Annotated in this window: 14 protein-coding genes and 1 pseudogene; 10 read left to right on the top strand and 5 right to left on the bottom strand. The window is 44.5% G+C overall.

The window, feature by feature from the left end:
• Window positions 1-98: 98 nt before the first annotated feature.
• The 10 genes from F6K64_RS10820 to gcvP all read left to right on the top strand — a co-directional run bounded on the left by F6K64_RS10820 (window position 99) and on the right by gcvP (window position 14,224).
• Entirely contained in the window at window positions 99-1,613 is a 1,515-nt protein-coding gene (locus F6K64_RS10820; RefSeq protein ID WP_008182523.1) for a hypothetical protein, read from the top strand.
• A gap of 647 nt (window positions 1,614-2,260) precedes the next feature.
• Entirely contained in the window at window positions 2,261-2,443 is a 183-nt protein-coding gene (locus tag F6K64_RS10815) for a hypothetical protein (RefSeq protein ID WP_131827260.1), read from the top strand.
• 405 nt (window positions 2,444-2,848) lie between these two features.
• Entirely contained in the window at window positions 2,849-3,310 is a 462-nt protein-coding gene (rimP, locus tag F6K64_RS10810; RefSeq protein ID WP_008182529.1) for a ribosome maturation factor RimP, read from the top strand.
• A 170-nt stretch (window positions 3,311-3,480) separates the two neighbouring features.
• Window positions 3,481-4,767: a transcription termination factor NusA gene (gene nusA, locus F6K64_RS10805; RefSeq protein ID WP_287262948.1), complete on the top strand. Its 1,287-nt coding sequence runs from the start codon at window positions 3,481-3,483 to the stop codon at window positions 4,765-4,767.
• Between the two features lie 506 nt (window positions 4,768-5,273).
• Window positions 5,274-5,549, top strand: a complete 276-nt coding sequence (locus F6K64_RS10800; RefSeq protein WP_044492698.1) for a YlxR family protein — start codon at window positions 5,274-5,276, stop codon at window positions 5,547-5,549.
• A gap of 419 nt (window positions 5,550-5,968) precedes the next feature.
• Entirely contained in the window at window positions 5,969-9,208 is a 3,240-nt protein-coding gene (gene infB / locus F6K64_RS10795) for a translation initiation factor IF-2 (RefSeq protein WP_287248486.1), read from the top strand.
• Between the two features lie 451 nt (window positions 9,209-9,659).
• Complete coding sequence (locus F6K64_RS10790) at window positions 9,660-9,863, top strand: hypothetical protein (protein ID WP_071107112.1); 204 nt, start codon at window positions 9,660-9,662, stop codon at window positions 9,861-9,863.
• Between the two features lie 330 nt (window positions 9,864-10,193).
• The gene (gcvH, locus tag F6K64_RS10785; protein ID WP_287265410.1) at window positions 10,194-10,601 is read left to right on the top strand and encodes a glycine cleavage system protein GcvH; all 408 of its coding nucleotides are present in this window, start codon (window positions 10,194-10,196) and stop codon (window positions 10,599-10,601) included.
• A 3-nt stretch (window positions 10,602-10,604) separates the two neighbouring features.
• The gene (locus F6K64_RS10780) at window positions 10,605-10,775 is read left to right on the top strand and encodes a hypothetical protein (RefSeq protein WP_287265409.1); all 171 of its coding nucleotides are present in this window, start codon (window positions 10,605-10,607) and stop codon (window positions 10,773-10,775) included.
• 479 nt (window positions 10,776-11,254) lie between these two features.
• Window positions 11,255-14,224, top strand: coding sequence for an aminomethyl-transferring glycine dehydrogenase (gcvP, locus tag F6K64_RS10775; RefSeq protein WP_287265407.1), 2,970 nt, complete (start codon window positions 11,255-11,257; stop codon window positions 14,222-14,224).
• Window positions 14,225-14,493: 269 nt separating this feature from the next.
• Here the strand turns inward: gcvP and F6K64_RS10770 are convergent, their stop codons facing one another.
• The 5 genes and pseudogenes from F6K64_RS10770 to F6K64_RS10750 form a co-directional block, all read right to left on the bottom strand.
• On the bottom strand, window positions 14,494-15,048 hold the full coding sequence (locus F6K64_RS10770) for a CAP domain-containing protein (protein WP_287265406.1): 555 nt from the start codon (window positions 15,046-15,048) through the stop codon (window positions 14,494-14,496).
• 622 nt (window positions 15,049-15,670) lie between these two features.
• Entirely contained in the window at window positions 15,671-16,366 is a 696-nt protein-coding gene (locus F6K64_RS10765; RefSeq protein WP_202799246.1) for a DUF4365 domain-containing protein, read from the bottom strand.
• 716 nt (window positions 16,367-17,082) lie between these two features.
• Window positions 17,083-17,263 (bottom strand): annotated as a pseudogene (locus F6K64_RS38850) (hypothetical protein); the annotation flags it as partial.
• Window positions 17,264-17,409: 146 nt separating this feature from the next.
• Window positions 17,410-18,777, bottom strand: coding sequence for a metallophosphoesterase family protein (locus F6K64_RS10755; protein ID WP_287265404.1), 1,368 nt, complete (start codon window positions 18,775-18,777; stop codon window positions 17,410-17,412).
• 35 nt (window positions 18,778-18,812) lie between these two features.
• Window positions 18,813-20,954: a GumC family protein gene (locus F6K64_RS10750; protein ID WP_287265403.1), complete on the bottom strand. Its 2,142-nt coding sequence runs from the start codon at window positions 20,952-20,954 to the stop codon at window positions 18,813-18,815.
• Window positions 20,955-20,983 lie beyond the last annotated feature (29 nt).

Below are 20,983 nucleotides of genomic sequence, written 5' to 3'. Positions count from 1 at the left end.
GCTAGAACTGTATTATCAGGAAGGAATGGCTGCGCCAAGAAACTCAATGCATCTGAGTTAAACATCACCATCTAGTGGTATAAAGCCCAAGTTTCCCGATGTCATCTTTACAAAAATTAGAAAAATTCGTCAAAATACCTAATAAAGCTCAAACTCGCCGCATTCTTTGGTTTGAAAGATTAATGGCGATCATCGCCTTGATTAATCTGCTGTTGGTGTTGTTTGACCTCAGCTATATCCCCTTAAGGGATTTCTGGCTAAATCAGAAAATTCAGGTATTTAGCTTTACCATTGGTCCGCTCAAATCCAAAGGCTTTCCCGTCTCGATTCCCATTCCTGATATCACTCCGCTCTACGACCCAGTTAAAGGTATTGAAGACAACCGAGATACCAAAAAATATTTGGACAAAGTTGATCAACTGGAAAACCAGATTAACAAGATAGGATTATCTTCTATAGAAGAATCTATAGAAGTAGAAAAAAAACTCAAGGAGCTGCGCGAACTTAGCTCAGAAATGATTGGCACCAATCCTTTTCAAGTAGCCAATAAAACCGGAAACTTGGAAAAGATTAAAAATAAGATGCGTAAGCAGATACCAAATCCTGAGGATTCAGCAAAAGAGTCATTTATGCAGTTCTGGACTCAAAAGTACTTAGCAAGTCATAGTCAAGAGGAAGGTTTGGTATTTTTTAACACCGAGATTAAACCCTTAATAGAAACTAACTATTACCGTCCAATTGGAGAAAATGGCGAATTTATAGACCTATTCGGACTGATTGACTTCCCATTTTTTATTTTATTTAGTACCGAGTTTTTGGCTCGTACCTGGTTGATCAGTCGCCGTCATTCTGGACTCAAGTGGCAAGATGCCATGCTGTGGCGCTGGTATGACATATTTTTACTAATACCCTTATGGCGGTGGTTACGAATTATTCCTGTTACCATTCGCTTAGGTCAAGCTAAATTAATAGACCTGAGTGCCATTAGCAGAGAAATCCGCTCCGGATTTGTTGCCAGTATTGCTCAAGAGATGACAGAAGTGGTCGTCATTCAAGTTATTAACGAAGTTCAGGGCTCCATTAGCCGGGGTGAAATTACCAAATGGTTGTCTCAACAGGAAGTCCGCCCCTACATTGACCTTAATGACATTGATGAAGTGTCAGAACTCACCACCATCATGGTAAAGATGACGGTTGATCAAGTCTTACCCAAAATTCGTCCTGATCTAGAGGCTCTCATGAAACACTATGTGGACATGGGGCTTAAACAGTCCACACTTTATCAGGGACTTCAGAATGTACCAGGACTGGGACAATTCCAGAAGCAACTAACAGAGGAATTGGTGAAAAACATTTTTCAGGCACTCTATGATGGGATTAATACTCTCATACAAGAAGACCCAGTTGCCGACGAACTCCTGCAACACCTACTGAAAAATTTAAGGGAAGCCTTAGGGGCAGAAATTAAGACCAAGGATAGATTACAGGATATTCAGTATTTGATCACAGCTTGGTTAGAGGAATTCAAAATAAATTATGTCCGGCGCTTATCTGAAGAAGACTTAGATAAAATCTTAGATGAAACCAGAGCAATTCGTCAAAGATTTCAGTAATAACAGTATTAAAATCAAGTTAATATTAGTCCAATAATTAATTATTTTTTTAAAATTCTATGCGGATATATCAACTATTTTGCTTGACAGTAAAACCATTAAATTGATAATTAAAAATAAAAAAATATGTTCTACCGAACCTAGTATGCATAAAAACGCGCTTATTTACCATTAAAGATGATTGGGCAGTATTTTTATAAAAAAAATTATCTCAACAAATAAAACTCCAGCCCCATAAGGATTATAATAATTATTTATTAAAAGTTTTAGATAGCAATTTCGGTAGAGCCAAAAAATATAGAAATTCAAAAAATAAACATTTTTTTTAATTATTGTAAATAGTCAGAGATCATCATACAGTTTGACCGAATAATGCCCATAAGCTAAAATACTTATGGGTCAACAAAAACCAAGTTGACTTCTAGGGTCAGCTTGCTCTGAGGTTAAGGCTCTGGAGTGGGAAAGTGCCGACGCACCAGACACCAAGCAGGGATTAGACGTCAACACTCCCCATGTTCAAGTTTTGATCAGGCAAGCATTTGAGCTGCTAATTGCGTTAGCTTCCGGCAAAAGAAGCCCCACATCTCAATGCTACGCCATGAGTGTGGGATTAATTTTGCACAGGGTATGCATGGAATTGCTATAATATGGGTACTGATAAACAAAGCCAAAAATGCTGGTTTGTCAGCACAACAGTTTTAAAAAAAAGACCAAGAAAACAGAGCGGCAGCGATGCCGAGGTGCGACCCGTGGCGAATTTAATTCGCCTAGGTCAAGGGCACCTAAGCGGTCTTGGGGAGCCAGTGCGGTCTTGGGGGTTCCCCCCATGAGCAACTGGCGTGGTTTCCCCCACTCGCGCTTTGCATCAAGAGAGGGCAGTCCGTTCTTAAAGCCCAGCGGCGACCTTCGCGTAGCGTCGGCTTTGCCGAAAGCAATAGCTGGATTGGCGCTTGTTGCCTACACTGAACTCAACGAGTCAGTGTGGGAGCTGTCACACTCAAACATAGCAACGGCAAGCTGGTAACTCCTAATCAATGATTCTGCGGGAAGTTTCCGGTTTGTCCTAGGGTTTAGAGTCTTCGAGCCCATGACCTTGTGACCAATAGCTCAAGACCAGTAACTAGAGATTGGGCTTGTGCTAACTAGATGTGCAGAAGCTTTTGGGCGGTTAGACTTCTTGGAAAAGATTTTGCCATGAAGTGGGTTGACCCCACTTTTTTTATTGGATTGGTGCCATGACTCATCCCCTGATTCCACAACTAATCGATTTGGCAACGCCATTGGCTCAAGATTTAGGATTAGAGATTGTAGAGGCTCTCTTCCAGACCAACAGACGCCCACCCGTGCTGCGTGTCTATATCCGCAACCCCATCCGTGACACTAGCTTGGATGACTGTGAACGCATGAGTCGTGCTTTAGAAGCTCAGTTAGATGCTAAGGAAATCATTTTAGACACCTACGTTTTGGAAATTTCCAGTCCTGGGATCACACAGGACTTAACCACAGACCGAGAATTCATTTCTTTCAAAGGGTTTGGTGTGATTGTTCAGACATTTGAACCCTATCAGGGGCAGCAAGAGTGGCGTGGGCAGTTAATTCGCCGGGATGAGAGCGGAGTTTATCTCAATCTCAAGGGTCGTGCGTTTGCCATTCCCCGTCAGCTCGTGTCCAGAGTAAAACTCGATGATGGGGGTTAAATTTTGCTTGAAGGTTGGTAGGCGTGCAGTACTTGTAAAGACAATGGCTTGACTATGATCTACAAGTGCTTCTCCCGTACAAGCTTCAAGGCTCAGGATTGAAGTTGAACTTGATTTACTTTAAATCCCAAGACAATTGCCATGGATAGATTTAAGACGGAGATTTGCTGATGTCAATAGTTAGTTTGCCTGGACTTAAGGCAATGATAGAAGAAATTAGTCAAAGCCACAATTTACCTAGGTCTGCAGTTCAACAGGCATTAAGAGAAGCACTGCTAAAAGGGTATGAGCGCTATCGCCGTTCTCAACGGCTAGACCAACGATTTCATTTTGACGAAGAATATTTTGACAACTTTGAAGTCGATCTTGATATTGAAGAAGAAGGCTTCCGCGTTTTGTCTACCAAAACCATTGTCGAAGAGGTACAAAATAGTGACCATCAAATTTCTCTCAAAGAAGTCCAGGAAGTTGCCTCTGAAGCACAATTGGGAGACTCAGTGGTTTTGGATGTGACTCCAGACCAAGGAGAGTTTGGTCGCATGGCAGCGATTCAAACCAAACAGGTGCTCTCTCAAAAACTCCGAGACCAGCAGCGTAAGCTGATTAAGGAAGAGTTTCAAGACCTAGAAGGAACCGTTCTGCAATCTCGATCGCTACGGTTTGAGCAGCAGTCTGTGATTATGGCGCTCAGCAGTGGTTTTGGTCGGCCAGAGGTAGAAGCCGAACTGCCCAAACGGGAACAGCTACCCAATGATAACTATCGGATTAACTCCACCTTTAAGGTTTATCTCAAAAAAGTCCGGGAAGGCCCTCACCGTGGTCCTCAGCTGGTGGTATCCAGAGCGGCGGCTGGATTAGTGGTCGATCTGTTTAGCAACGAAGTCCCAGAAATAGACGATGAGGTGGTAAGGATTGTTGCAGTAGCACGGGAAGCTAATCCTCCTTCTCGTCATGTCGGACCAAGGACTAAAATTGCTGTAGATACCCTGGAGCGAGATGTTGATCCGGTGGGAGCTTGCATTGGTGCTAGAGGTTCCCGCATTCAAGTTGTGGTGAATGAATTACGAGGTGAGAAAATCGACGTAATTCGTTGGTCTCCTGACCCATCTACCTATATTGCTAACGCTCTTAGCCCAGCCCAAGTTGATCAGGTGCTACTAGTCAATCCAGAAGAACGTCAAGCTCATGTTTTAGTAGCAGAAGACCAGCTGAGTTTAGCTATAGGCAAAGAAGGACAAAATGTTCGCCTTGCTGCCCGCCTTACGGGTTGGAAGATTGACATTAAAGATGCTGCGGAATACAAAAAAGACACTACAGACATTTCTAAACAGGAGAGCCTAGAAGAAGATGATGTCGATAGCAGTGAGTTACAGGAAGATTACCAAGAAGGAGTAGAAACACCAGAAAATGTGCTTGATGCTGAGCCAGTGCTTGATTTGAGTACTCAAGAAGAATAAGTAATTTTAGGGGTTAACCCTGAGGTGAGGAAAGTTTGGCCAAGGTTGAGAATGGGAATGGTATAAAATGATACCCCTAAGCTTGTCGGTTTAGAATGGTAGTGGGGTGCAGGGTCTCGGCTGTGGTCAAGAATTCTTTGACAGTTTTCTTCCAAACCAATGACTTATTCAATCCTTCCACTTCTGCTGGGTTACTCTACCCCCTATCCCATTCTACCCCTTACTCCCGGTGGGTGTGGTGATTTTCTTCTTGTGTTATTCCTCCTTCTCTCAAGGGTGTGACTATCTCTACTATAGTTTTTCATCTTCTGCTCACAGCACCGGTTTCACACCACCGGTTAGCCCACACCCTTTTTACCGCCCTCTGGCATTGATTTTTGGTTTCATTTGGGTAAGTCAATCACGTAAACAGGGTGTTTGCCCAATCGCAAACGCCCTACAAGCCTCCATCTACCGTACCCTTTAAAGAAGGAGGACTTTTGAGATTTTCCAAACCGAAAACCCGTATGAAACCCAACTATCGACGTTGTCTTAGCTGCCGGAAAGTAGCACCAAAACAGGAGTTTTGGCGTATTGTCCGAGTCTATCCGTCACGAAAGGTACAATTAGATCAGGGTATGGGTCGTTCGGCTTACTTATGTCCTCAACTGAGTTGCCTAGCGGCGGCTCAAAAGAAAAACCGACTGGGGCGATCACTGCGTGCATCGGTGCCAAAAAATCTGTACGAAACTTTATGGCAGCGTTTAGCTACCATGCCAACCAAACCCAATTTAGGTAATTAAAGGGTGAATCTAGCCGAAAAAGCTTCCATGTATGTTCGTCCGGCGAACATAAGTAATCGTTAGGATAGAAAGGAAGTCATTAGTTCTATTGATGCTCTGGTTTCTTAAGGAGGTGAATTTACTTTGATTATACGCTAGCTACCTTTAAAGGCATACGCGCTGATTAGGCGGTTTAACCGAACCGTCAATGTTGAATGCTGCTTGGCTTTTTTCACAGGAAAGAAGCACGCGATAATAGATAAACTTATCAAACTACCGTTGAGGTGAACACACCAACGAAAAAGCATGGATGGTTGATTATCTGTTGAGCATCGCTTATCTTATCGTTTAAGCTTTCCAATAAAGCTTGATCAAGTAAAAAGTCATTCGAGTAGTTGAGTATGGTTTAACAACAAGTAGGTACGACAGGGGAATAGTGCATGAACAGCGGCAAAGTCAGAATTTACGAATTATCACGGGAATTGAATTTGGACAACAAGGAAATTTTGAGCATCTGTGAAGGACTCAATATTGCAGTTAAAAGTCACAGTAGCACGATTACAGAATCGGATGCCCAACGGATTCGCACGACAGCCGAAAAATATTCTGACCAACTAGCAGCTGTAAGCAATAGCGAAGGTGAGTCATCGGCAAATAAAGGTTCTAAGTTAAGCTCTGGTAAATTAGTTCGACGTCCCAAAGGGGAGCGGAAGCAGCAAATTGTGGAGCTTCGTAAGCACAAACGCAGTTCTGGCAATACTTCTAGCCAGAGAAGTAATCAAATGGCAATCCCACCCCAACCTCCCATCAAGCCGACTGCTATACCCCCACGTCAGCCTAGCACTCTCAATCGACCTAAGCAGGTCACTGAACAGGAGACCAAGATTAAGCAGGATACTAAACCAGAACCAGCCGCTAAATCAGAACTAGCCGCTAAACCAGAACTAGCCGCTAAACCAGAACCAGCCGCTAAATCAGAACTAGCCGCTAAACCAGAACTAGCCGCTAAACCAGAACTAGCCGCTAAACCAGAACCAGCCGCTAAACCAGAACCAGCCGCTAAACCAGAACTAGCCGCTAAACCAGAACTAGCCGCTAAACCAGAACCAGCCGCTAAACCAGAACTAGCCACTAAACCAGTCCAGAACATTTCACAGGAGAGTACACAAAAACCCAAATTAACTGGACCCCCTGTAAGAGTATCACAACCAAAAACTCAGCCTGCTAAGGTTGAGCGACCGATAAAATCAAACCAAAAGGGTTCTTCCGGTTCAAAGTCAGTAAAGAGTCCAACTCCTAACAAATCCCCTGTTATCAATAAACAGTCAACGCCCTCGGAAACATCACCACCAAAGCGTTCTAGTTCACCAAGACCACCCGTTCCTGAACTCCAGCGACCTCCAAAAAGGAGCAAACCAGGTCTTGAGAAAGAAAATTCAGCAATTGATGCTGACTCAACGGGTCTGACAGATGATGTCTCTGATCAAGACACCAACACCTTAGTCAATGAATCCGAGGAACTGCTCAAGGAGGTCAAGCTCCGGCGACCATCTGTCCCCCGACCTGCTAAGAAGAAAGAGTGGGAGGCAGAAAATGGAGAAGACGAAGACAAAGCCCAGAAGGCTAAATCCGCCAAACTCAAGCGGCGACCTAAAATGATTCTGGATGATGAAGATGATCTCGAAACAGGATCAGATCAAATCGATAACAAAATCGATGGTTCATTTTCAGTTAGTCTTTCTCTGGCTCGTCCTCCCAAACCAAAGTCTCTGCAAAAACAGCAAAGCCAAGCAAATACTGCGAGTGTTAGCCACAAGAAGAAGCCTGCTAAAACCAGTAGTAGCAACAAGTCCGATCATCGCGATCGCCGTCGTACACAGAAAAGTCAGCCCAAACGCCCAGAACAAATTGTTTTGAGAGACTCACTCACCATTAGAGACCTGGCTAATGAACTGGCTATTGCAGAAACTGACATTGTTAAAATGCTCTTCTTCAAAGGCATAGCTGTGAGTGTTACCCAGACTTTGGATGTTCCTACTGCCACAATGGTAGCTGAGGAAGTGGGAGTCAAGGTCGAGATGGAAGAAGAAGCCTCTGCTGCGACTAAGGTGGAAATGCTGGATGTCCAAGACCTGGAAAACCTCGAGCGGCGTCCACCTGTGGTGACAATTATGGGTCATGTTGACCACGGTAAAACGACTCTACTCGATGCCATTCGTGAAGCAAAAGTGGCTCAAGGAGAAGCCGGTGGAATTACCCAGCATATTGGCGCATACCACGTAGATGTTGAGCATGAGGATAAAATTCAACAGGTTGTCTTCCTAGACACCCCCGGTCACGAAGCCTTTACAGCCATGCGGGCAAGGGGAACAAAAGTAACTGATATCGCTGTGCTAGTAGTAGCCGCTGATGATGGGGTGCAACCTCAGACCCTTGAAGCCATTAGTCATGCTAGAGCTGCTGAAGTTCCCATGGTAGTTGCTATTAACAAAATTGATAAAGCCGGATCTCAACCTGATCGGGTTAAGCAAGAATTATCAGAACGGGGCTTGGTTCCAGAAGAATGGGGTGGTGAAACGATCATGGTACCAGTGAGTGCTATCCAAAGGGAAAACTTGGATTCACTGCTGGAGATGATTCTATTGGTCTCAGAGCTAGAAGAACTCTCTGCTAATCCGGATCGACCAGCAAAAGGTACGGTGATTGAAGCTCACCTAGATAAAGCCAGAGGTCCTGTTGCCACCTTCTTAGTGCAAAACGGTACTTTGCGGATCGGTGATAGCCTGGTTGTTGGTTCAGTTTTCGGTAAGGTCAGAGCCATGCTTGATGACCGAGGACAGCGAGTCGCACAAGCGACTCCCTCGTTTGCTGTGGAAGTCCTTGGCTTGAGTGATGTTCCAGCTGCTGGTGATGAGTTTGAAGTCTTTGAGAGCGAAAAAGAAGCCCGGGCAGTTGCTGGTGAAAGAGCTCAACAGCAACGTCAATCTCGCCTGCAAACTCGCATGAAATCACGGCGAGTTACCCTCACTGAATTATCAGCCCAGGCTCAAGAAGGTGAACTCAAAGAACTCAACTTGATTTTGAAGGCAGACGTTCAAGGCTCGGTGGAAGCTATTCTGGGATCCCTCGAACAGCTGCCCCAAAGTGAAGTGCAAATTCGAGTTCTACTGGCTGCCCCTGGGGAAGTCACCGAAACGGATGTGGACTTAGCGGCTGCTAGTGGTGCAGTTATTGTTGGCTTTAACACTACCTTAGCTCCTGGTGCTCGACCAGCAGCTGAACAGGAAGGGGTAGATGTGCGGGAATACAACATCATCTACAAACTCCTGGATGATGTTCAAGGTGCGATGGAAGGTCTGTTAGAGCCAGAAGAGGTAGAAGAACCATTGGGTGAAGTAGAAGTTCGAGCTGTCTTCCCAGTGGGTCGTGGTGCCGTGGCGGGTTGCTATGTACTCTCAGGCAAAGCCGTGCGCAATTGCCGTTTACGAGTGCGGCGTGGTGGCAAAGTTATCTACGAAGGAGTTTTGGATTCCCTCAAGCGTGTTAAGGATGATGTCAAGGAAGTCAATGCTGGCTACGAATGTGGTATGGGTGTTGATAAATTCAACGACTGGACGGAAAAAGATATCATTGAAACCTATCAGATGGTAACCAAGCGACGGACTCTCTCCCTGAAGTAGGGCTGAGGGGTGTTCTTACCCAGGGGTCCCTTGCTGGGAAGGTTGTTTTGTTTAAGGTTGAAGGTTAAAGGTTATTTAGCTTCTAGCAAAATTAATCCCACATCTCAATGCGCATTGAGATGTGGGATTAATTTTGCGCTCTTATTGCATGGAATAAGGAAACAATTACAATTGAATATCGTCTATACTAGATGTAGTAGGTAAAATAAATTAAGAGCTAACCGCCACCTACGTGCCTAAAAAATAGAACTTATTGTATTGTTCCGGATTATTGTATTGTTCCGGCGCGGAGGGGCATCCCGTGTCGTTAATAAAGCTTACCGAGTATCCAAACCGTTAGGTGGAGTTGGTAAGAAGCCCACACTGTAATCTTTGATTAAGTGTGGGAGTATGTCACCACTTAAGCATTACCCAACTAGATTCATCTGTATTAAATTTTGGTAAGGTGCATATGGCAAGCTTCGTTAAATCCGAATCCGGACAATTAGATCACGACACTCAAGTTTGGGACAGTCTCAAACAAGCCATAGCAGCTAGTTCAGGATTTCAACGCTGGCAAATGGAACATCCCTTGGGTGAACAATTTCAGGACTATAGTCTTGATAGCCGCGTACGTCGTTACTTACGAGAAACTCTAGAAATGCTTGCCTACTGAACTTCCAGATCGGAGCAGCTCCTATCTGACATCATGTATTTTGATTTTAATTTATTAGTGATTTGTGGCATAAACAGGCAAAGCAATAGCCAGTCTTGGTTAAAATTATTCCTTTTGACGGAATAAAAGGAATAATACCATAGATTGCCAATTAGTGGTGATATTTTAGTAATGGTATTTTAACGATTTAGGTAGGTATAAGTTAACCATGAGTGCATTACTACTTCTTACGGTTCCCTGTCAATAGTCAACGGTCAGTGGTCAAAGAGCTGCTGGACGAAAGACAAATGAGGAAGGATAATTAGCATTGCTGCTGATTTTGGAGTTGACATGGCCTTTGAATATCCTGATGACCTCAAATACCTTGATAGCCACGAATATGTCCGGCTTGATGGCGAAATTGCCACTATTGGTATTACCGCCTTTGCCATTGACCAACTGGGTGACTTAGTTCTTCTGGAACTCCCAGACATTGACGACACCATTGAGAAGGGTAACAAGGAAAATGACAAAAACTTTGGTACCATTGAATCTGTCAAGGCAGTTTCGGATCTATATTCACCGCTATCGGGTACGGTGGTAGAACGAAATGAGGAGATGATTGAGGCTCCTGAACAGATTGCCGAAGACCCCTATGGTGAAGGTTGGTTAATTAAAGTGCGGCTGAATGACCCTGATAACCCACTGGAGGGTGTCCTTTCTCCTGAGGAGTACCGTGCCAAAGTCGAGGCAGAGTAGACTATGACACTCCCCGCCCTGAAAGGACGGGGATTCTTGCTTGGCCGTAGGCCACGCTGCGCGAACAATGGGGTGACTTATTTAACCAGGCCGGAGCCAGGAAAAATAGAGGTCGCCTCGACCCAAGCGTATTTGGTTTATAACCTAGGTTTCGGTGTGCCCCACCGTACCTAAAATAATTAACATATTAAGATAAACATTTTCTTAGGGATCTTAGACTTTCATAGACTTCCAAATCGTTAGACTTGATTGTGCAACCTGATTATCTCAAAACAGGTTTTTTACACTGTCTACTTATTTAAGATCATGTTCATCTAGAATACTATTTTTTTGTTATGTCTTTATCTTAGCACAAAGCCGTCCTGGAAGGACGGGGCTAATGACCCAAATTTTTTGGTAAAAATCTGATCAGTAGGGTTGTCATAACTAAACCCGGCTGTATAAAGTTGTGTATCTAGAACCAATCTAGCAATACCTCTAGGTTGTAGTATCCTAGGTTTTCATAGTGTATATTTAGAACTAAATTGCTTTAGGTCTAAATCGCTTTAGTTATACATCCGGGCTTTGTGTATCTATAGATTTACCAACTTAGGGGGTCACAGCCCTCAAAAGTGACCCCCACCTTCGCTGCTTAATTCACAAATTAGTTTACTATGCAGAATTTGGATATCCAGGATCAAAAAAATAGAGCAAATACTCAGTCGTTGCTGAAATCTGACCCTATTCTTTCCGCATCACAAACAATACCATCTACCGATGCTTTTGTCAATCGACACATAGGTCTAAATCCAGATGCAATAGAGCAAATGCTCAACGTCCTGGGTATATCCACTATAGATAGCCTGATTGAGCAAACCATACCCGCCGCTATTTGGCTTAATCAACCCCTGCAGTTACCACCAGCCCAAAGCGAGTATGCTTCCCTAGCTCAGCTAAAAGAAATTGCGTCTAAGAATCAAGTATTCCGGTCTTTCATTGGCATGGGATATTACGACTGCATTACCCCACCTGTAATTCAACGGAATATTCTGGAAAATCCTGGTTGGTACACGGCTTACACCCCTTACCAAGCAGAGATTGCTCAGGGACGACTCGAAGCACTACTCAACTTCCAGACTATGATTATAGACTTGACTGGTCTGGAAATTGCTAATGCTTCCTTGCTGGATGAAGGAACAGCAGCAGCGGAAGCTATGAGCATGAGCTATGGTCTGTGTAAAACGAAAGCCAAACACTTCTTTGTTTCCCAAACCTGTCATCCTCAAACTATCGCAGTGGTACAAACCAGGGCTAGACCTTTGGGCATTGAGGTGATTGTTGGTGACCACCGCACTTTTGAATTTGACGAAGAGATTTTTGGAGCTCTGCTTCAGTACCCAGCAACGGATGGCACCATATACGATTATCGGGAATTTATTGATAAGGCTCATGGTGCTAAAGCTTTAGTAACTGTGGCAGCTGATATTCTAAGCCTTGCCCTGCTTACACCCCCTGGAGAATTTGGGGCTGATATTGCTATAGGTTGCACCCAGCGCTTCGGTGTTCCCCTAGGATATGGGGGACCTCATGCAGCTTATTTTGCTACTCGTGCAGCTTATAAACGGCAAGTACCAGGACGTATTGTTGGTGTGTCAAAAGATGCTAATGGTAAACCAGCACTGCGCTTGGCACTGCAAACCCGTGAACAACATATCCGTCGTGACAAAGCCACAAGCAATATTTGTACTGCGCAAGTGCTTTTGGCCGTGATAGCTTCAATGTATGCAGTTTATCATGGGCGACAAGGCATCAAACGTATTGCCGAGAGAATTCATCAATTAACGGTTATCCTAGCGGAGGGACTTAAACGCTTAGGTTACAGTATTAGCTCAGAACCGTTTTTTGATACTTTGCGCGTAGAATTAAGCGATCGCTCTGTGTCAGAAATTATCGAAGCAGCTGAAGCACGTCAAATTAATCTACGTATTATTGATTCAACTACTATCGGGATTTCCCTGGATGAGACAACGACGGCTAGGGATTTAGTAGACTTGTGGGAAATTTTTGCAAGTTTAGGGGAACCAAGCAGTGCATCCCTACTCTTTACTGTGGAAGAGTTGGCGGCTGAGGTAACACGTAAGGTGGCAGCTGATTTTAATGAACCGTTTGCTCGCCATAGTACCTACTTAACCAACCCAGTATTCAACCGCTATCACTCAGAAACGGAGTTACTGCGCTATTTGCACCGCCTGGAAAGTAAGGATTTGGCTCTAAACACGTCGATGATTCCTCTGGGCTCGTGTACCATGAAGCTGAATGCCACTGCTGAGATGATGCCAGTGACATGGCCGGAATTTGGTAAGATTCATCCGTTTGCTCCGGTCTCCCAAACTCAGGGATATCAAATTCTATTCCAGCTGCTGGAAGAATGGTTAGCAGAAATTACTGGCTTTGCTGGCATTTCTCTTCAACCTAATGCTGGTTCCCAAGGGGAATATGCAGGATTACTCACTATTTGTAAGTACCATGAAAACCGGGGAGAAAGCGATCGCAATATCTGTCTAATTCCTACTTCTGCCCATGGAACCAATCCCGCCAGTGCGGTGATGGCTGGTTTAAAGGTGGTGGCTGTTGCTTGTGATGAGATGGGCAACATTGATTTAGATGATTTGAGGAATAAGGCCGAGCACCATAGCCAAAACCTAGCTGCTCTGATGGTGACTTATCCCTCTACCCATGGTGTGTTTGAAGAAGAGATTAAAGGGATCTGTGCCATTGTCCACAACCATGGGGGACAGGTTTATATGGATGGGGCGAATATGAATGCCCAAGTGGGACTGTGCCGTCCGGGGGACTTTGGGGCAGATGTGTGTCACTTGAACCTGCACAAAACCTTCTGTATTCCCCACGGTGGGGGTGGACCTGGTATGGGACCAATTGGGGTGATGCCTCACTTAGTACCATTCCTGCCCAAAACCTTACAGCCTCAACCTTCAAATTTATCTATTGGTGCCATTTCTGCGGCACCTTGGGGAAGTGCCAGCATTCTACCTATTTCCTGGATGTATATTGCCATGATGGGGAGTGGGGGGTTAACTGAGGCGACTAAGGTAGCTATTCTTAATGCTAATTACATGGCTAAGCGGTTAGACCCTTACTATCCTGTTCTGTACAAGGGGAACAATGGATTAGTGGCTCATGAGTGTATTGTGGATTTGCGATCGCTTAAAAAGTCTGCGGGCATCGAAGTGGATGATATTGCCAAACGCCTGATGGATTATGGTTTCCATGCTCCAACGGTATCCTGGCCTGTAGCGGGGACAATGATGGTGGAACCTACTGAAAGTGAGTCGAAGGAGGAACTCGACCGTTTCTGTGATGCCATGATTGCCATCCGCCAGGAAATTGAAGCAATTGAATCGGGTCAAGTAGACCAAACCGACAATCAGCTGAAGAATGCTCCCCATACTGCAGAAGCCTTGATGGTCAGTGAATGGTCCCATCCCTATACCCGTGAGGAAGCGGCATACCCGGCACCTTGGTTAAGGGAACACAAGTTTTGGCCTGTGGTAGGGCGCATTGATAATGCCTTTGGGGATAGGAATTTGGTTTGTTCTTGTGAAGGGATGGAGGCATATATCTAACCCCAGAGTCAAGCGGGGAGTGTGGGGAGTGTGGGAGGTGTGGGAGGTGTGGGGAGATGGGGAGATTTTTATTAAGGGTAATTATCCTGACATGATATAACTCCCTTACTTATTAAGGGGGTTTACGAGGATTCCGACTCCCTCGGTGCGCTTACAGTCGTCGAATTAAATTCGCCACGGGTCGCACCGCTCCCGACTCCCTCGGTGCGCTTACAGTCGTCGAATTAAATTCGCCACGGGTCGCACCGCTCCCGACTCCCGACTGAGTATTAACGAGGGGAACCAAACACCTGCACCCAGTAGTGGCGATAGGGACTGGAAGGGTCGCTGACATAACCAAAGCCAATTTCTTGATACTGAGGCTTGAGTATATTACGGCGATGACCAGAGCTTTTCATCCATTGCCTAATGGTTTGAGCAGGAGTCGGGTAACCTGCGGCAATGTTTTCACCAACATAGGAATAGAGGTAACCTGCTGCTTTAGCGCGATCGCTTATTTTAGAACCATCTGAACCAGTATGGCTGAAAAAACCATTGCGCACCATATCTTCAGCGTGTAGCTGTGCGGCTTGAGTTAGCTCAGCAGAAAGCTGTAATGGTGGCAAGCCAGCTTTTCGCCGTTCAGCATTGGTTAGTCCAAGCAACTCAGTATTGAATTTAGCTAAGGATGAGCTACTGGTTAGCACAGTTATCTGCTCCTGAGAACCTCTCTGGAGAGTGTTATTGGAGTAAGGGTTAGCCAGAACTGAGCTAGACTGAAGCGCTATTTCAAATAATCCGAGCAAACTAAGCGGAGCAATTGCCCAAAAATGGATTTTATGCATAAATTACCTCATGGGTCAATATCTGCAACAGATCTGATTGCACCCGGTAGCCATTAATATGGCGCTAGATATATATAGCAATCCGATTCAGCTTTTCAAGGGGATTGCTCTATCTATCGACTAAGCCTCCCCTGAAAAGGTTCCCTAATTTTGAGGTTTATGGGAATTTCCCAGAGGATGGTTTTGTGCGTTCGCGTAGCGTGGCCGAAAGGCCAATCGCTTAGTGTGGCCGAAAGGCGATCGCATTTTCATTCCTTGATTATCATGCCTTTTTATAACTATTAATAGTTAAATTTATATCAGCTATTATTTATCAGTTATCATCTATCAGTTATCATCTATCAGTTATCATCTATCAGTTATCAGTTATCATCTATCAGTTATCAGTTATCAGCATTCAGCTTATGGGCTAATTCACAGGCTAGAAGCCTGTGCCACGCTACTTGAGATGCTTTTGAACAAGCGATGCAGCGCCGACCTGCGGGGGTTTCCCCCACTCGCGCTTTGCATCAAGAAAACAGGTAATCATTTTTTTGATCTGCTCAGAGCTGACCGCTGATAGCTGACCGCTGATAGCTGAAGGCTGAATGCTGACTGCTGACACTCTTGAAAAATAACTTTTCTAAGCACGATGACGAATTACTCCCGGTAACTGTCGCAGCACATCATTTTTATATCGAGCGAACTTTTTAATGGCATCTTGATTGACAATATTCTTTTTAGGAAGATTAACCGTAATCGTTCCTTCCATTTGCCATGGGTCAAAGTTTTCCCAGTTTTCAAAGTAGGCTTGCAAGTACAGCCAATAGGCTAGATCGATTTGAGCATCGTATACAATTAGGATACATGGCATTGGTTCTTTTAACCATTGCTCTATGTCTGAGCGTCCTAGGGGAAAGCCTATGGTTTCTTGGTCGGCGGCTAGCATGCTCAGAAAATCCGTTGCCTTTAGCTTGACGTAAATTTTACCATTTTCAAGTTCACAATTGGCATCATAGGTAAAGATAATCAGGTCAAAACCATAAGTGTACTCAAGCTCAACTCGTTCTACTGAGTAACCACATAAGAATATATATCGTTCCACATAATTGATACTGAGATCAGCAATAATTTGTTCTCTCGGTCGTTTATTTTTATTCATTGACCGGAAGGAATAAAAATGGTTTACTCTATAGCTTACAGCAGTTTTCAATTGGGTCAGTACTTTCGTTCTGGGTTGCGCGGGAGTCGGGAGCGGTGCGACCCGTGGCGAATTTAATTCGACGACTGTAAGCGCACCGAGGGAGTCGGGAGTGGAAAAAAATCCTGTGTACCTCACTCCTGATGACAATTGGTATAGATCATCATAGTTTAGCTTGAAATAAAAGCGATCGCTTATCACCGTAGACAAGCGATCGCTTTTATTATTCAGAGATTATCCAATGAAAAATCCGATTTAACTACCAGCTAGGACAAAATCCACTTCATCAGCTCCGCCAGTTTGATCTTGACCGGAGGTAATTTGTTCCCCATTCACTTCAACAGCGAAGGGTGTGCTGTGTGACAGCTCCTACACTGATTCTATAGAATCAGTGTAGGCAACAAGCGCCAATCCAGCTATTGCTTAGGAGGCGCTGGGCTTTAAGAACGGACTGCCCTCTCTTGATGCAATAGCGAGTGGGGGAAACCCCCAAGACCGCTTAGGTGCGCTTACAGTCGTCGAATTAAATTCGCCACGGGTCGCACCTCTGCATCGCTGCCGCTCTATTTTCTTGGTCTTTTTTTTAAGACTGTTTTGCTAACAAACCAGCATTTAAGGCCGTAGGCCACGCTACGCGAACGGCTTTGTTTATCAGTAAATATATTATAGCAATTCCATGCATACCCTGTGCAAAATTCATCCCTGGAATTACCGTAAGTAGACGGGAGCCTTATTTCAGACAACTTAAAACTATTACTCATAACCTACCGATTAGTTTGGCTCCCGTCTACAAGGTTTCGTCCCCCACACTCACGTAACACGATCGCAGTTATGGGGCTTCTTTTGCCGCAAGCTAAATTGATATTGTAATCCGTTGCATCAGGAGTATATCCCACGCTAGCCACCATCTTACGACCCTCATCGGTATAGATGAACGCCAACACGGTTGCGGAAATAATCCACAGCCATTTTAGTTCCGACCGCACCTACTGCTGCTATACCAGCACCCATTAGTATGTTGCGCAGTTTACTCATTTGTTGTTTTGACCTATGACTATATAAATAGTACCAGATTAAGACAGGTAAGTGTGGGAGGTGTGGGAGGTGTGGGAAGTGTGGGAAGTATGGGAAGTGTGGGGAGATGGGGAGATGGGGAGATGGGGAGCTAGCATTGAGAACTACTATAAATTCTGGATCACAAAGGGTTTGATGGCACTACTACTCCACTTATTCTTGAGTTTCTCAACTACAAATGGCCGAATTACAAACTTAGGGGGCACACCCTGATGTACATCAATCCGTAGGAACGTATGAGGAGAGCGGGCTGTTCTGCCTTTACCTTTGCGTCCGATAAATAAAAGCGATCGCGCCACCATTTGAACATAACCGCTCTGACTAATTTCCATCACTTCAACCTCATCTTTGCGCTGACCCCGCAAACTAGCACCACTTCCGCCACAAACTAGCCAATTTAAATTGGAGTCAGCATGTTTAGTATCAAGGGTACGCAAATGCTCAAAGCAATGGGCATGTCCACTTAAGATTAAATCTACCAGTGGCCGTTTTTCCGGTAGGGAACCAATAGCAGCAGCCACCTGATCCAATACTTGGCGTAAATGGCCACGAACTGCGATCGCATCTGGCTGCTCCCATCGGGTTGTTTCCGTTGAATAGGCAGAGTGATGAAGATAGATCACTCGTCCCCTTACCTGAGGATCATGCCAAGAATCAATTAACCGTTGCTGTAACCAGTCTAGTTGCTCTAGGTCAGGATCAGCCTTAGGTTTAGACGAAGAGCCAGAAATACAAAACGTATTGGAATCAAGGGCAAAAAAGTCAATGCCACCATATCTAAAGGTATAGTAGCGATTAGGTAGACGGGTAAAGTGACCAGGTTGGTAGCGCAGGCATCTTCCCGTTTCGGTCTTGGCAGTATAGTGTTGGTTGAGGTACTCAGCTAAATTACTGCGCTTGTGAGGTTGACTCAAGCAATCAAGAAAAGCTTGAGCATAGGCTTTGCCTTGGTTAGAACTATCCCAACCTAGCGTCAACCCTAACTGAGATTTTAACCAACGGCGTAGAGGTAAACTTAACTGAGCAAATAATCTGGGCAGAAAAGTCAGGTCATAGTAATCATGATTTCCTGGTACAGGGAAAATCGGGTGATTAAAGACTAGTCGAGTAGTGTCAGTTTTTTTGACAGGACTCCTAATACCAAAAACCTCTCGGTAGAATTTAAGAAATTTCTCCAGATAAAACTCACCCGACCCAAAGGGATAAACGAGATCCCCTGTGTGTAACGTAAAGCAACAAGTATCCATGTGCTCACGTAATTGTTGAGCAATTTGTGCTTGCAGCTTCTCTCCATATTTCGTATCTGAATCCGTATCCCCAAGGACTAGAAACGAAAAGTCTGGACGTTCATTTTCACCATCATCAAGCACTAACTGAGTTTGGTCAATTCCCTCCTTGATAATCCCAGGATTACGCCAGCATAAGCACTGGTTGATTGTAGCGATTTTAGTAGCAATAGGTGGGTCATATAGCATGTTTAAAATAGGTGAGGTAGATTCCCGATTCCCTTTTACTTGAACAATGTCGGGGTAAGGTTCTCCTCCTCCTCCCAATCCTGTTCTTTGTGATTGTTTCCGTAACCGGATTTGTAGTACTTGTAAGGGCTAATAGAGTCACCTTTAACACCATTAGCAACAATGCCTAAAACGTGAATTTGAGACAGTTTCAGATTCTCAAGAGCTTGGGTCAGAGCAGAACGATCTGTTTTCCCAATGCGACTTACCAGAATCAACCCATCGGTGTGAGAAGTAAGCAAGCTAGCGTCTGCTAATCCCAAAACTGAGGGAGTATCATAAATTACGAGGTCAAAGGTTTCGTGGAAACCTGCCATCAATTGTGTCATTTTATGGGAATATATCAGCTTGGTAGGATCTGGAACAAGTTGACCTGAGGTTAGGACTGATAAGCCAGCTACAGGTAACTTTTGCTCAATTACGTCTTCAGGGGATAGGGTTTGGAGAATTAAATTACTTAATCCCAACTGGTTGGATAATTGCAATCTTGGATGAACTTGGGGTTTACGCAAATCTGCATCAACTAATAACACCTTTTTCCCTATGGCTGCCGCTGTTTGAGCCAGGTAAATAGCAATGGTTGACTTACCATCCCCAGGCAGAGCTGAACTGATTGCCAGAGAACGGATTGGGCGGTCTGAACTCAGTAATTGAATATTGGTATAGAGTACTCGTAGGGCTTCCAAAAAGTGTGAGGATTGGGAGTCCCCATAATAGATGTAAGGCGTTGATTTTTGCTTCAAAGCTGGTATTAGCCACGTAAAAGGTTTAGACAATAAACCTCCTACTTTGGCTAGGGAGTTATTACTTGGCGTTGCTGCTATTTGTTTATTAATGGGGATATTCCCTAACAAATGGAGTTTGCTTTGCTGTTTTAGTTCCTCGAGATTGTGATAAACGTTATCTAATCTTTCCAAAATCAAAGCCACACCAATGCCTACAGCAATACTAGCTACAGCTCCCAAGGTTAGACTACGTTGGATGTTAGGAGAGATCGGAACCACTGGCCGAACTGGGGCTTCAATTACTTCCCAAGGAATCTCGGTTTGGGCGGCTTCGATTTGCAACGTTTCGCGGGTAGCCCGAAAACGGTTTAACCCCTCACTAGCAATTTGTATTTCTAGCTGTAAGTCGGTGTATTGTCTGGCTAAGGCAGGCATTTGTTGAGCCTGTTGTTCTAGCTGTTGTTGGGCAACTAATAAGGTTTGACGTTGGGTTTCAAGCCTTTGCACCTCAGTTACACCTTCTGCTAACTTGGAGCCTAAAATTCGCTCTGCTTCTTGCTCTAGGATCGGGAGGAGATTTTGCCGTTGATTTTGGAGAAGTCGAATCGCTGTGCTTTGTGGTTGGAAGCGAGTTAATTCCCCAGCGATTTGGGTTTCGACATTTCTTAACTGACCAATGATTTGCTGAGATAGTGGAGCGTCACTAAGAGCCGCCAGAGCTCCAGTTTCTTCTTGTAGAGAACCAACATAGAAGCGGGTTTGAACTAATTGTTGTTCAAGGGCTAAGTTTTGCTCCTTCAAGGCGGTAATTTGAGAAGCGATTAGTTCAGCTTGGCTGTCTGGGTTAGTAAACTGATATCGCTCTCGAAAGGCTTGTAATTGGTTTTGGAGTTGATTTACCCTGGCTTGTAAGGATGGTAACTGGTTTTCAATGAATTGAATCCCTTGGCGTAAGTTAGTCTGGCGCTCGTTCAGGGAGTAGTTCAGGTAGACTTTGGCTAATTGCTCTAAAATAGTGAGGATCAGATCCGGATCGTTTCCCTGGTAGCTGATTTCCAAGATCTTAGTTTTCCCTAAGCGAGTAATTTTTAAATTGCCAATTAGGGAATTATAACTAATTTCGGGATAGGTTTTTTGTACTTCTGCGAGCACTACTTCCATTAGCTCAGGACTACGCAGGACTTGAATTTGGGTTTGGTAGTCTAAACTAGATTTAATGTTTTGGTTCCCTAAACCAGGCGTTAAATTGCCTAAGTCATTTTCAGCATTAACAGGCTCTACTAAAATCCGGAATTTGCTTTGGTAAATTGGCTCTTCATTTAAAGTTCTCGGGATGACGAAGGACATCCCTGTCACTACTACCCCTACAATGACTACTCCTCGCCGTCGCGCCACCCCAAGCCAAAGGCCCAAATCCCACTCACTGTCTTCTGGTTCTAACC

It is taken from the genome of Moorena sp. SIO3A2 (assembly GCF_010672265.1).
Lineage (GTDB): Bacteria > Cyanobacteriota > Cyanobacteriia > Cyanobacteriales > Coleofasciculaceae > Moorena > Moorena producens.
This window is presented reverse-complemented; position numbering and strand designations above follow the sequence as displayed.

Coding starts and splice junctions, on each gene's coding strand:
- F6K64_RS10755 (WP_287265404.1), bottom strand. CDS start 18,777: ATGCTATATGACCCACCTATTGCTACTAAAATCGCTACAATCAACCAG.
- F6K64_RS10815 (WP_131827260.1), top strand. CDS start 2,261: ATGGGTACTGATAAACAAAGCCAAAAATGCTGGTTTGTCAGCACAACA.
- infB (WP_287248486.1), top strand. CDS start 5,969: ATGAACAGCGGCAAAGTCAGAATTTACGAATTATCACGGGAATTGAAT.
- nusA (WP_287262948.1), top strand. CDS start 3,481: ATGTCAATAGTTAGTTTGCCTGGACTTAAGGCAATGATAGAAGAAATT.
- F6K64_RS10790 (WP_071107112.1), top strand. CDS start 9,660: ATGGCAAGCTTCGTTAAATCCGAATCCGGACAATTAGATCACGACACT.
- F6K64_RS10800 (WP_044492698.1), top strand. CDS start 5,274: ATGAAACCCAACTATCGACGTTGTCTTAGCTGCCGGAAAGTAGCACCA.
- F6K64_RS10770 (WP_287265406.1), bottom strand. CDS start 15,048: ATGCATAAAATCCATTTTTGGGCAATTGCTCCGCTTAGTTTGCTCGGA.
- F6K64_RS10780 (WP_287265409.1), top strand. CDS start 10,605: ATGACACTCCCCGCCCTGAAAGGACGGGGATTCTTGCTTGGCCGTAGG.
- gcvH (WP_287265410.1), top strand. CDS start 10,194: ATGGCCTTTGAATATCCTGATGACCTCAAATACCTTGATAGCCACGAA.
- rimP (WP_008182529.1), top strand. CDS start 2,849: ATGACTCATCCCCTGATTCCACAACTAATCGATTTGGCAACGCCATTG.
- gcvP (WP_287265407.1), top strand. CDS start 11,255: ATGCAGAATTTGGATATCCAGGATCAAAAAAATAGAGCAAATACTCAG.
- F6K64_RS10820 (WP_008182523.1), top strand. CDS start 99: ATGTCATCTTTACAAAAATTAGAAAAATTCGTCAAAATACCTAATAAA.